This is a genomic window from Siphonobacter aquaeclarae (genome assembly GCF_900103285.1).
Classification (GTDB): domain Bacteria; phylum Bacteroidota; class Bacteroidia; order Cytophagales; family Spirosomataceae; genus Siphonobacter; species Siphonobacter aquaeclarae.
In genome coordinates this window covers 1-11,960 of sequence record NZ_FNGS01000017.1, presented here as the reverse complement: position 1 = coordinate 11,960, position 11,960 = coordinate 1, and the positions used below count along the sequence as shown (strand labels likewise).

General features: G+C 47.5%; 9 protein-coding genes and 1 pseudogene. 6 read left to right on the top strand and 4 right to left on the bottom strand.

The window, feature by feature from the left end; all coding sequences use genetic code 11:
• On the bottom strand, positions 1 to 1,697 hold a 1,697-nt coding region (locus tag BLR09_RS25165; protein ID WP_176785675.1), incomplete at its 3' end, for a DUF4347 domain-containing protein.
• 1,066 nt (positions 1,698 to 2,763) lie between these two features.
• On the opposite strand from BLR09_RS25165, the gene BLR09_RS25160 reads away from it, so the two are divergent.
• Together BLR09_RS25160 and BLR09_RS25155 are read left to right on the top strand one after the other, a co-directional pair.
• On the top strand, positions 2,764 to 3,411 hold the full coding sequence (locus BLR09_RS25160; RefSeq protein ID WP_176785674.1) for a response regulator transcription factor: 648 nt from the start codon (positions 2,764 to 2,766) through the stop codon (positions 3,409 to 3,411).
• Between the two features lie 455 nt (positions 3,412 to 3,866).
• Positions 3,867 to 4,514 (top strand): response regulator transcription factor, encoded by a 648-nt coding sequence (locus tag BLR09_RS25155; RefSeq protein ID WP_093209320.1) that lies wholly within the window; start codon positions 3,867 to 3,869, stop codon positions 4,512 to 4,514.
• Positions 4,515 to 5,121: 607 nt separating this feature from the next.
• Here BLR09_RS25155 and BLR09_RS25150 read toward each other — a convergent pair.
• On the bottom strand, positions 5,122 to 5,877 hold the full coding sequence (locus BLR09_RS25150; protein ID WP_093209318.1) for a hypothetical protein: 756 nt from the start codon (positions 5,875 to 5,877) through the stop codon (positions 5,122 to 5,124).
• A 772-nt stretch (positions 5,878 to 6,649) separates the two neighbouring features.
• Between BLR09_RS25150 and BLR09_RS25140 the strand changes: the two genes are divergently transcribed.
• Both BLR09_RS25140 and BLR09_RS25980 read left to right on the top strand, forming a co-directional pair.
• Complete coding sequence (locus tag BLR09_RS25140) at positions 6,650 to 7,723, top strand: TlpA disulfide reductase family protein (protein WP_176785673.1); 1,074 nt, start codon at positions 6,650 to 6,652, stop codon at positions 7,721 to 7,723.
• Between the two features lie 729 nt (positions 7,724 to 8,452).
• Positions 8,453 to 8,629, top strand: a pseudogene (locus tag BLR09_RS25980) (IS66 family transposase); the annotation flags it as partial.
• A gap of 113 nt (positions 8,630 to 8,742) precedes the next feature.
• On the opposite strand, the gene BLR09_RS25135 reads toward BLR09_RS25980, so the two are convergent.
• Positions 8,743 to 9,753, bottom strand: coding sequence for a YhdH/YhfP family quinone oxidoreductase (locus tag BLR09_RS25135; protein ID WP_176785672.1), 1,011 nt, complete (start codon positions 9,751 to 9,753; stop codon positions 8,743 to 8,745).
• A 130-nt stretch (positions 9,754 to 9,883) separates the two neighbouring features.
• On the opposite strand from BLR09_RS25135, the gene BLR09_RS25130 reads away from it, so the two are divergent.
• Entirely contained in the window at positions 9,884 to 10,240 is a 357-nt protein-coding gene (locus tag BLR09_RS25130; protein ID WP_093209311.1) for a winged helix-turn-helix transcriptional regulator, read from the top strand.
• A gap of 692 nt (positions 10,241 to 10,932) precedes the next feature.
• Positions 10,933 to 11,175, top strand: coding sequence for an integrase core domain-containing protein (locus tag BLR09_RS25975; RefSeq protein ID WP_093209309.1), 243 nt, complete (start codon positions 10,933 to 10,935; stop codon positions 11,173 to 11,175).
• Between the two features lie 537 nt (positions 11,176 to 11,712).
• Here the strand turns inward: BLR09_RS25975 and BLR09_RS25120 are convergent.
• On the bottom strand, positions 11,713 to 11,960 hold a 248-nt coding region (locus tag BLR09_RS25120; RefSeq protein ID WP_143011224.1), incomplete at its 5' end, for an ArsR/SmtB family transcription factor.

The following is an 11,960-nucleotide window of genomic DNA, read 5'->3' as shown; positions in this document are numbered from 1 at the left end:
AGCCCGGTGGTAGTCAGGGCGACGGAAGTATTGGACGTGGTAGCCTGAGATCCGTCAGAGAGCTTATCGTTTGCCAGGATGTTGATGGTAGTGTTGCTGCCAGGCGTATTGCCGGTGCTGGAATCGTCATTGGCTGCCGGGGGATCGCAGGCAGGGTGGGCCGCTGCGGAAGTCCAGTTGGTATTGGAGGGAGTATTGCAGCCGGCACCGGTCAAACCATTTGTATCGCCGGAATAGGCGGGAGCTGTTGCAATTCCGGCTTCCTTGTAGTCCGGACATCCATCGTTATCGCTGTCCGTGTCGAGGAAGTTAGGAATACCGTCTGCGTCAGTATCGACCGGGGTGGCGCAGACGGAAGACGGTTGCCCGTCCGGGCATCCGTCTCCGTTGGTGTCCGTGGTAGAGGCGGCGAGTCGGCATGCGGTCAGGGTCAGCGAAAGGTTCCCACAGGCTTCGACAGCATCGGGTATTCCGTCGTTATCGCTGTCAAGGTCGAGGTGGTTGGGGATGCCGTCTCCATCGGAATCGGTTCCGGATTGATAGGTGTAGGAGAAATCGTCAACGAGAAAATCGTCGGCGCCTATGACACCGTTAGGTCCGCTAGCCGCGCCGTTTTTGCGTTGAGCGAGTACCCAGCCTGTGCTGACGAGCGTAGCAGTATTTATGGTTGCTGTGATGGTGACATACCCACCGGTAGCAAAGGAGCGTGTGACATAGTTGCCGTCGATAGCCAGATTCAGTACCAGGGTTGGGTCGATGAGCTGGATACTGGCGGTGGGGCTTGCCAGCGTGGCCGTGACCGGGTTATTAACCCGGAAGAGCCTGACCAGCCCGGTCGTTGTCTGAAGGTAAATGTCCAGATTTCCCCATCCCTGATTAGTAGGTACTCCGGCCGCGTTTATCGCCCAAACTTTCATGGAAAAGGTGGCTGTGGAAGGCGTTGAAGCGGTTTTGAGTGGTACGTTGGGTTGGTACAGATTCAATCCTTCGGCACCGTCCAGGAAGGATACAGCACCTCCCGCGCTTGCTGCCCAATTGGTCAGGTTGGAAGTACCTGTACCGTTAGTCGTCCAGTTGTTCAGGTTTCCGCCCGAACTACCATCGGTTCCGAAGTTTCCGTTGACAATGGCGTTGGCGCTTCGGGTAAGGCCTTCGGCCGTATCCGGGATGCCGTCGTTATCATCATCGGGATCGATGCTATTCGGTACACCGTCGCCGTCAGTATCCGGATCGGCGGCGGAAGGCGCCGGACACTGTAGATTGGCAGCATAGTGCATGTGTTTCAGGGCGAGTCGTGGTCCAACTTCCAGCTCCCAGTCCCCGTCAGCTCCGGTGATATCATCGGAAGCGGATACAGGCACTCCCAGCACACGGGAGAGGTAGCTGACGGCCTGTCTGCCCTTGTCTCCCTTTCCGAATTCACAACCCCAGATGGCCAGAGGCTGTCGAATGCCGCGAAATTTCTCGGCGATGGCGGGAGCCTGTTTCCATTGGCCATCGAGCCATAATTCGCCTGGGCGTCCGTGTCCGAAAACATGAAAGACTTGCGGTGCGTGATCTGCGGCTTGCATCAGCCGAGGCGCGTCCGGTAAGTCTGCAGAGACAAAATGTCCGGCTTTCTTTTCGACGGCAAAAGCCGCACCGGATACCAGCATCCAGCCTGTAATAAGGCTCCTCGTAAGTAATCGTTTATTCATGGTCTTATGGTTGAAATTTGTCAAATTCCGTTTTCTAATGGTTCCAAAGTGGATAAGGGACCGTCGATTGCCAACAGGAAACTCTGACAATGCGACCCGGAATAGTATCCTTGAGAATAGGCAGGCAGAAGAATGGCAATAGAGAAGGTGTTTAATCATCCGTAAACTACGGTAATAAAGACCCCGATACGATTAACAATTTGACGTGAATATTGTCTTGAATTTTACTACATTGTAGTAAAATTGTTACATGCGTATAGATAAAAAAACTTATCAAGAGAGATTCTGCGCCCTGTACTTTTTTACAGTCATATGCATTCAGAGTGGAAATATGGAGTCCTTTTTTTTCTGTTAACTGAAGTAGCGGTTTTTCTAGTCAACCGTATATTTAGTAACGGTTTTGCGTGTTTATGCGAGAACGATTCAAATTTGATATCGTAACACTCTGACTCTCTGCGTCAAATAGATGCGATATTCTCTGCCGAAACATCCAATAATCTGACGGAATAAATTGCGACAACTTTAGTGGCGTATAATTTTACCTTTCCCGAATTCCTTAAACTCCTGTCTATATGTGCCGACAGTCTTTGAACAGATCAAGATTCTTTGTTTATATTATTTTTAAGATGTGATAGATGAGGATAGCCAAAGACTTGCAAAAAGCGATTATTGAAGTAGAAAAAAGTATTTGAATATAGTTTAGAATTTCTATACTAGAAATGACAGATATTGCGGATCTATAAATATACCGTAAGGGGTTAGAATGAAGTGAATGCTATACAACTATTAGCCTGTCAAAGATACATCGAATGATCGTTTAACGGTTACTTTTGAGTAATTTCAGCTGAGTAAACAAGGCTTCTACGAAAATGGTAAACTAATTAGATATTTTACTTCTTGTCCGATTGAATTATGTGATAAATGGAAAAAGCTATTAATGCGGGCTTTTGTCATGAAAATGTTAATTGATTGACTTATTTTATGAATATGTAATAAAATTGCTATGTCAATGGGAGTAATCATTGGGTATATATTTGAAATACTTAATGGCCTAACCTATAAGAAGATGAAAAAAGTTTTGGTAGTCGAGGATCATCCTATCGTTTCTGCGGCTACTTGTCAGGTAATTACGCAGTATGTGCCCGATGTGGAATGCACTGAAGTGAGTACCTTCTGGAGGGCGCTGGAATTGGTGGGACTCGAAGAGTATGATCTGGTAGTGATGGACTTAGGTGTACCGGGAGGTAATACCATTGAAATGATTACCCGGCTCAGGTCGATTCGACCGGGTATTCGAATCCTGATTTTTACGGGGTTGGATGAGTCGTTATTTGCATTGCCTTTTGTAAAGGCCGGAGCAAATGGATTTGTCTCAAAGAAAGTCCCAGAATCGGAACTGAGAAGGGCTATTGATACCGTTCTGTTTCGGAATAAGATTTATGTTAGTGACGAAGTACATGACCTTACACTTTCCTCTTATTTCAAACCCCATAGGAAGGAGGGAAGTGGTCTGGAAACACTTTCGGAACGCGAAATGGAGATTCTCAGGTTATTCTATGCCCGAAAAGGCGTTTCGGAGATTGCTTCTATTCTGAATCTTTCGACATCCACAATTAATACGCACCGTATTCGAATTTTTCGTAAGATGGACGTGGAAAATATGATAGACCTGGTATTGAAGTATGAACTACTGACAGGTCAGAGAAAGGAATAGCATTGCTTTTGAAGTTAAGAAGACATCCTGGCGGTTCTTAATCCGTCAGAATACTTGTTTGACCATTTAAAAACTATGATGTATTCTTGACATGAATGAATTTACCGAAACTGGTTTGAATATTTGGTGATAGAGGATGTGGTACGCGGATGATTTAACAACTATTCGAATATTTGACAAAAGAAACCCGTCGATCATTGATCGTCGGGTTTTCCTTCGTTTCAACTATCGTAATCTTGAATTAAGAAATAATATAAATGGTTACTGGTTTAGATAAATGAGTTGGATAAACCATTTCTCCTGAGGCAAAAGTAGCTCCTTCGAGCAAACGAAATAATAGTAAATGGAGTAGGTTTATGTCGCTATTTATCCAAAGTGTCAGATAATTGCGACAAGCATTTTCATGAAGCGCGTTGCAGATTTAAGATCTGAATTACTACCGCCTGTTAAAACTGATGAGCAAAATTTTAATTGTAGATGACTATCCGATTTTAACAATCGGATTAAGGCACTTGTTGCGACAAGTTGTCAACGAAGCTGAGTGTGTTCAGGTCCATTCATTTCGCAGAGCCTCCGAGATCATGTCAACTGATCGCTTCGATCTGGTGGTGATGGACCTGTCGGCACCCGGGTGTGGAACCGTGAAAGCGGTGGAAAGGCTTCTTCTTTTCCAACCGGATGTTCGTATCCTGGTATTTACACGGCTGGATGAGTATGCCTACGCCTTGCCCTTTCTGCGCGCAGGCGCGAGTGGTTTTGTGTCAAAAGCAGTCTCACTCGAGGAACTCAGGCATGCTATCCAAACCGTATTCGTGCAGCGGAGGATTTACCTGGGGGAGGGAGTCCGTGAAAAAATGCTGAACGTTTTCGTAGACCGCTATCCGGACGGAGGCGAGGAAATTATGCAACTGACGGAACGGGAAATGGAGGTCATTCAATTGATTTGGACTGGAAAGAGAATGGCCGAGATCAGCGGTATTCTTAATCTCTCGCTTTCAACAGTTTTCGCCTACCGGAAGCGGATATTAGGGAAGATGGGTGTCTGCACGGTGAGCGAGGCAATTCTTAAGTACGAACAATTTGTAAATCAAAACAACTCGTAACGAATGAAAGCGCATGATCGATTGAAAATAAGGCACCTTCCGAAAAGGAAGCAGCCTGTGATTCTACTGATTTGTTTTCAATGGGTCATCTCAGCGGGATCAGGTGCGACTGTTCTATGCGTTAAAAGAAGCACTCCGTTGTCTCATAAAACGTTCGTTTAGTGAGGATTTTCACTTGCTTTGTTCGCTTCCGGAAGACGGGTATACTGCCCGGGTCTGGATCGAAGTTTCGTTAAGCGCCGCACTTGGCACATGGACAATCTGTCCCAATCGTGCTTTTGAACGCCAAAATTCCCGCATTTGCACATATTTGTGCCGGGGCTTGGGAATATGAATTTGAGGCAGCGATTGGGGGAGGGTTCGGATCCTCTGGTCACTTGTGGCGACCACCAGTTTTTGAGACGGCCCATTAGCCGTTCTGGCGTCCCTACTACCTTCAGAGGAGGTGGATGATTTCATGAAAAGATAGCGAAAAATGAAAAATGTAGTGACATATTGCTGCGTGTCGATAATAGGTGAATTGAATCTTTAGGCTTATCTACCGTAAAACAGAAAGGGATTTCAGCTGCCTGAAATCCCTTTTTGCTTTGACCGGTGATCTTTGTTCTTAAACAAGACGCTTAAAACCGACTCTGTCAATCGTATACGTTGTGCCTCCGATTTTTACCGTTGCTTTTAATGTCAGAGTTCCGTCTGCGTTCATCTTTAAAAGTGAGACGGTAACATCTCCGGTAATACTTTGTATCTCGCATTTGCTACAGGTCCAGTATCCCGGTGTCGTTACAATCCCGTCCGGGCCATACTGAGCTGGCGTCCACGAAAAATTCTCAGGAATCCCGATAGGACCTCCCGCTGTTGAGCGGTATATATTTCCTGCGGCGATGGGCGTGTTTACAGGGGCGGAAGTGTAATAGGCATTTCCGTTTGAAATGGCTACCGGATACGCTTTGATCATGTAATAATTTCCTCCGTATGTCCGGAGTATAAATCCCATCCAGACTTTTATCGCACCAGTCGGGGGTACAAACGAAAAGTTCGGTGCGCTTGGCTCGGTCTTAAATACTACCACATCAGTAGTAAATTTATCGAGCTGTCCATTGCTGGTAAAACTCCCGGATGCCTTTCCCGAATTAATAAAGGGCTCAGCAGTGTTCGTGGTCGGCGAAGTTGGAGGATTGTAGGTAACAGTCACGTCACTCCAGTCCCAGCTACCCTGCCCACCTGGCTCCTCCGGTGGCAAATCAAAGGTAGTGGGGGAATTCGCATCACTATCCTGAGGCCGGGGAGGTGTCATCACGTCTCCTTTCTGACATGAGATGAATAACAGGATCAGTCCGGCAATGAGTGTTGCGGTGTGTTTCATTGTGTTGGCGTATTTCGGGTTGATAAAAGAATTAGTGATGGTTGCATCACAATAATATGACAATACATGGAAATGCTCCTTGTAATTCCGGAAAAAAGTGGCCGGTAGAATACTACTGGCCTATTGACAGGATGCGAACAGCTTGATTGGCACTTCGGCCATTATGAAGTTCTTCAAAGGTCAGACTTCCTATAAGATATGTGGTTTGGTTTAGCCATAACCATAAAGGCGGTTCCCAATCCCCGCTTGACAGCCTCCATATCACCGAGACCTGCGGGTTCGAACTCCAGATACTCGGACGATGCTTTTTCGACAAGAGTTTCTAAGTATTCTGCCGGCAGCAACATCCGGGCCCACCAGGGGATTGCTTTGAGCACCGCGCAGTCGCTGATGTAGTTGCGGAAGTATCCGGGTAACGATAATTTGGTTAGACGGGCTATACTGCATTGACTGTTTGGAAGCCATCTTTCAAAGCTTTCGCTAGTCATATCCTTCGGCCTGTTGAACGGACTATATTCATCTCCAGCAATATTTTAAGTGTCGTTGGTATATAGACGAAGATCGGCCGGTTCGTCACTTTGCAGCGATCTGCCATGTTTTACTTGCCTGGACTATTATCTTGTCGTATAAACGAGGATTTACTCACCTTGGCTGCAAGTAGGGAGACGGAAGCCTAGTCTTCATTTCCCTGCCTGGTAAGCCGTCTTCTCTCTTTGTTTCAATGAGATTGATCTGCTTCTTACTCGCTATTTACGCATTCGCTCCCCTGATCATGAACGCCCAAAGCTCGAAAAGCCGCAAAAATGGGTTTGTGTTGTCTGGTCGGTTGGTCGGCGCCGGGGGAAAGAAAATATACCTCTATGAGCGCGCTTTTTATAAGGAGAACAATCGAGTGGACTCTACGAAGGCAGATCCATCGGGGAAATTTATATTTCGTGGGTTGGTCAGTGAGCCTACGTATTGCATGCTGCAGACCAGCGCCAACGGTCAGGCCATAGGTTTTTATCTCGAAAACCGTTCGATGCGCATCGAGGGGTATACGGATTCTCTCTATGCTGCTATTGTTACCGGGTCACCCGAGGAAGCCATCCGTCAGAAATACGATCAGGTATATCGCAGGTTCGATTTGAATGCACTTGAAGAGAAACAAGAACAGGCACGAAGCCTGGGTGATACAACGGCATTGCGGTTGTTGAAAAAACAGATGAAACAAGTCATCGATCAACAAAAAGAGGCAAAAATAGACCTGATGAAGCGGTTTCCATTGGCTGCTGCGTCTGTCAATCAGGTTGCGGGTTATATAGCCAGCCGCCAGGCTGGCGATTTGATTGTTGCTGATTCCCTGTTAAGGATTTATGAGACTTCCCGTATTGCCGGATCAGGTCAGGTTAAGTTTTTCCGAAAAGATTGGCGAATAGCTCAGAAAACGGCCATAGGAACGCGAGCTGTAGACTTCCTTCAACCGGACACGACGGGGCGTGCTGTGAGTTTGTCCTCCTTTAAGGGACGCTATGTATTGGTCGATTTCTGGGCCAGCTGGTGTGGTCCCTGTCGTCAGGAAAGCCCCGTTCTCGTTAAAGCCTATCAGGACTTCTCCGGAAAAAACTTTACCATACTTTCGGTTTCTTTAGACAAAAGCCGATCCGCCTGGATTAAGGCTATTGCCGACGATCACCTTGCCTGGACCCATGTAAGCGATTTGAAATTCTGGCAAAATGAAGCCGCGAAGCAGTATGCGATTGGAAGTATACCTTTCAATATGTTAGTTGACCCGGAAGGAAAAATTCTGGCCCTGAACTTGAGGGGCGAGGGTTTGTATGATTACCTCAAAGCAAATCTACCCTAGGTTGGGACTTCTGGGGCGAGGAATAATGGGAGCCGACCGCACAGTGTTTCCGCAACGACCTTAAATCGTCGATGATTTAGACACTTACTTTATTCGTTTCGGTAGTTTTCGGTGGAACAATTTCCGGGATGTAAGGGAAGTCTTCGCCGATCGACATAAAGACCGCTCCTAATCTTCGTCCGGCAGCCCCAAGTCGCTGAGATCCATGCGATCGTAGCCCAGGTATCCAGTCAAAGCTTTCTAAAGTCCAGGTACTAGCCTGCGGTAGTGCCCGGAACTGCTGGTGAGTTGCGTAGGGGATCCATGTGTTGGCCGATGTATTGCTGAATGCGGCAGCTGAAGTATCCCGGTTCATTTGGCTGTATCATAAAATGTTCGTTTGGTGAGATGGTATACATAGCTTAATGGAATTCAAAAGCAGCTTCCACAACAAGATAAGTTCTAGGTTTATACCAAACAGGATAGTTGTTGCGTATGTCGCTGCTACGGAAAATAATCTATTGATCCAGTAGATCGGCTATTTTTTATAGTCCGAGCGTAGGTTCATCGTAGACAGATGTTATTCGCTTAGGTGTTGCGCAAACGTGCTTTCCGCCTGGGCGGACTTCAATACCTTGATTCGCGTTAAGTTTCACCAATGAACGGGGCAGATGGATATTGGAGCGAATAAAAAGTACCCTTCCCGAAAGCCAAATTGGAAAAGCAATGCAATAAAGCTATGCCCGCTGGGATACATTGAGTGCGTGTCTGTTTGATGGAGATTTTCGGACCGATACTAACCAAATTGAAGATGCTGTTTATCCCTTGGCGATAGCACGAAAGAAACACTTGTTCACTGTCTCACACGGTGCTGTACAAAGAGCAGCAATGATTTACCCCTTCTTTGCCATCTGCAAGAATGGTTAAAAAATGCCTGCAAAACATTTCAACAATCAACCACCCCGAAATCGCTGAGCTCTATCTTCGAAATTTCAGGGAGGCTCCGGAATTAGTCAAGGTGTAGTTCATGGGACTGATACTCATTGCCCGGGTTCAAAGTGGCGCAGGACAAAGCGACCCTTTGCCTGTCCTTTTAGTACGGCATCCAGCACATCGCAAAGCTCGTCCAGGATAATTTCCTGGCAGAGTACCCCCATGTTTTCAGGCTTCCAATCACTGGCCAGATGCCGCCATACTTCTTTTTTGCGGGCCAGCGGGATTTCTACCGAGTCGATCCCGACAAGGCGTACGCCCCTGAGGATAAACGGGAAAATAGAGGTCTGCAAATCGGCGGAAGCCACCATTCCGCAACAGGTAACGACGCCACCACGCGTGGTAGATTTCAATATGCCCGAAAGCACCTTACCGGATACAGTATCGACCGCGCCGACAAATTCAGTCGGGCCGATGGGTTTTTGATCAAATTGGGCAACAAAAGCCTCCCGTTCGAACACTTCGTCAAAACCCAGTCCATCGGCCAGGAAGGGATCGTTTGCTTTGCCGGAGATGGCTACAGTAGTGTACCCAAGTTTTTTCAGGATCGTTGCGGCTAGACTCCCCACACCGCCGGTCGCACCACTGACGGCAATCTTACCAGCTCCCGGTAGTATGCCTCCCTTGATTAGTTCATCGACCGACAGTCCCGCTGTCAACCCTGCGGTTCCGAAAGCCATCGCTTCCCGAAAAGACAATCCTTCTGGTAGGGGCAACGCCCAATGCCGGGGAACTCTGATATACTCCCCAAAACCGCCCCAGGTATTCATACCCAGGTCGTATCCTGTGATAAGCACTCTGTCCCCGGGCTGAAAATCAGCAGAGTTGGAAGAAACAATTTCTCCGGCAGCATCGATGCCCGGCGTATGGGGGAACTTGCGGGTCACGCCTTTGTTGCCCGCAGCAGACAGGGCGTCTTTATAGTTGACTGAGGAATAATGGACGCGGATCAGCAGGTCGTTTGCGGCAAGGTCATGCGTATTAAGGTTGACTATCTTTCGGCTGATATTGCCGTCCTCGTGAGTTACTTGCAAGGCTTTGTATGGTATATTCATCATGTTGTTCTCTGTTGAAAATGTACATTTGAAGACCCAACTTAATCGACTTGAGTCGCTTGACCAATAGCTTACATTAGATGCCGTAACGGTATAAAAGTTCAGGATTATTGATTTTCAGGCAGAAAGAATTATGGATGAAATAGGAAAAACCGAAAGCCAGTGCCCCTCTGATGTCTTCCTGAAGGTGCTCAAAGGCAAGTGCAAGACAACAATCATCGTCCTGATCGAAACAGGACGTAACCGGTTCAGTGAAATAAGACGCACCTTGCCTACGATCAGCGAACGCATGATTTCCAAACAACTCGACGAGTTGCAAAAAGATGGTATCATCGACCGTCAGGTCTTTGGTGAAGTGCCTCCACGCGTGGAATATTCCCTGACAGAGTATGGCAAGACCCTGCTTCCGATCGTCCGACAAATGCGAAAGTGGGGCTATATCCACCTGGAAAAGATATCTAAAGTATCGGTCGCAGATCCACAGCAATGAAGAGTGGATAACAGAGTTCGAACGGGAAGCGCGTATCGCAAATCGCAGCTTACGGTGTACAAACGAATTTAGTTCGGGCAAAACGGGAGCGTTTCGAAGTTGGCCCGGCCCAGATTTTGCTTCGCTTTGAAGCCCCACGGCGCAAGAGGAAATAATGAAAAGAACGATCAGCTACAGAAGGCCCAAGTAAAAAGGCCGTGCGACTCTTCCATCAGACTTGCCTATTGAAGAGCCGGGTCGCCGGGCGTTTTACCGGCATGCCAACCGTCAGCGCACTTCCGAGCATGCCGATGAATGAGTATTGGGCCCGTCAGAGAAGTCAGAGCGGACCATCCCAGAATGGGAGGTAAGAAGCTTTACGATCTTCTTCAGGAGACCATAAAGCAGAATGGTCTAAAAATGGGGCGGGGTTTATTCTTCGACTTGTCGTCTGCAATCGGCTGTTAATCAGAAAGCGAAAATGCAAAACGACGACGACGTTTTCCCGGCATCGATTTCGAAAGTACCCCAATTTGATCAAAGAACCTGTTGTTCTTCGCCCTAATCAGGTATGGGTGGCTGACATCACTTAATGGCTGACCGAGGTTGGTTACCTGCACATATCCTTAATCACCGACGCTTATTCCCCGCGGATCATAGGTTTCGCTGTCGCTGACAATTTGGAAGCGGTAAATAGCTTGTGAGCTCTGGAAATGGCCCTGAAACAGATTACCAAACGGATAGCGAAGCAATTAATATACTATAGTGATCCGGGCATTCAATACTGTTGGGATGAATATGTACGGGCGATAGATAGCTATGACATCCGGATGAGTATGACTCAAAACTCAGACCCGTTGGAAAACTCGATAGCCGAACGCATCAACGGGAGTCTCAAACAGGAGTACCTGAGTCTTCAGCAGGTACGGAGCTTGGGAGGCTCACGGCCTTATTGAGAGGGGAGTGTTTCTCTACCCTCTTGTAGGTGACAAAGGCTTCTTCATTTGCTGTGAGGATTGCTTCAAGTCCCGTTCGGCCGCCTCCATATTGCTGAGCCTGCGCGGTCGTATCCAGAGTATCCGGTTATCGTCTTTTCGATGAGTGAGACCTGGTGCTGTGCCTGCACCGGCGGTCGGATTTTGTTGAGTGGCATTTCGTGTTGCATATTCTCCAAATGAATTGCCGGATCCGGTGTTGGAATTATTCCGGCCCGCCGGTCGCGGAATTCTCCTGTCTCATAAAACGGTAATTTTATGAACGGCTTCCGTAACCAGGGGCCGGTTGAGCAGCCCAACGGCAGCCTGTTCAAGCCGAAACCGGTGTTTGCCAATCAGCAGGAGGTAGGTCCACAGCAGCCACTTGCATCTGACTGTTCGGCAATAGTACCGTATTTCTGCCGCACCACTTCTTTAATCTGATCCGCGTTTTCCATCGTGCTCTATTGGTTTAATGTAATATTACGATAAACAAGAACAAAAAAAGAGCCCCTCTCGCTAGCAGCATGTAGAGGCACCCACATAAATATCAAAAAGTGAACCAAATGTCTGTCTAGCTTCTTCCCAAACAACCTCATTAATACAATAGCAAACCCGGGGCGGGTTGATCTCTCCTTTGATAATACCTATACGCTTGAGTTCCTTCAAGTGTTGGGAGACCGTCGCCTGCGCAAGAGGAAGTTCATCTACCAGGTCCCCACATACACAAGCTTTCTTTTGGGCCAGAAGCTGCAGGATAGCCACCC

Coding starts and splice junctions, on each gene's coding strand:
- BLR09_RS25160 (WP_176785674.1), top strand. CDS start 2,764: ATGAAAAAAGTTTTGGTAGTCGAGGATCATCCTATCGTTTCTGCGGCT.
- BLR09_RS25130 (WP_093209311.1), top strand. CDS start 9,884: ATGGATGAAATAGGAAAAACCGAAAGCCAGTGCCCCTCTGATGTCTTC.
- BLR09_RS25140 (WP_176785673.1), top strand. CDS start 6,650: ATGAACGCCCAAAGCTCGAAAAGCCGCAAAAATGGGTTTGTGTTGTCT.
- BLR09_RS25975 (WP_093209309.1), top strand. CDS start 10,933: ATGGCCCTGAAACAGATTACCAAACGGATAGCGAAGCAATTAATATAC.
- BLR09_RS25150 (WP_093209318.1), bottom strand. CDS start 5,877: ATGAAACACACCGCAACACTCATTGCCGGACTGATCCTGTTATTCATC.
- BLR09_RS25135 (WP_176785672.1), bottom strand. CDS start 9,753: ATGATGAATATACCATACAAAGCCTTGCAAGTAACTCACGAGGACGGC.
- BLR09_RS25155 (WP_093209320.1), top strand. CDS start 3,867: ATGAGCAAAATTTTAATTGTAGATGACTATCCGATTTTAACAATCGGA.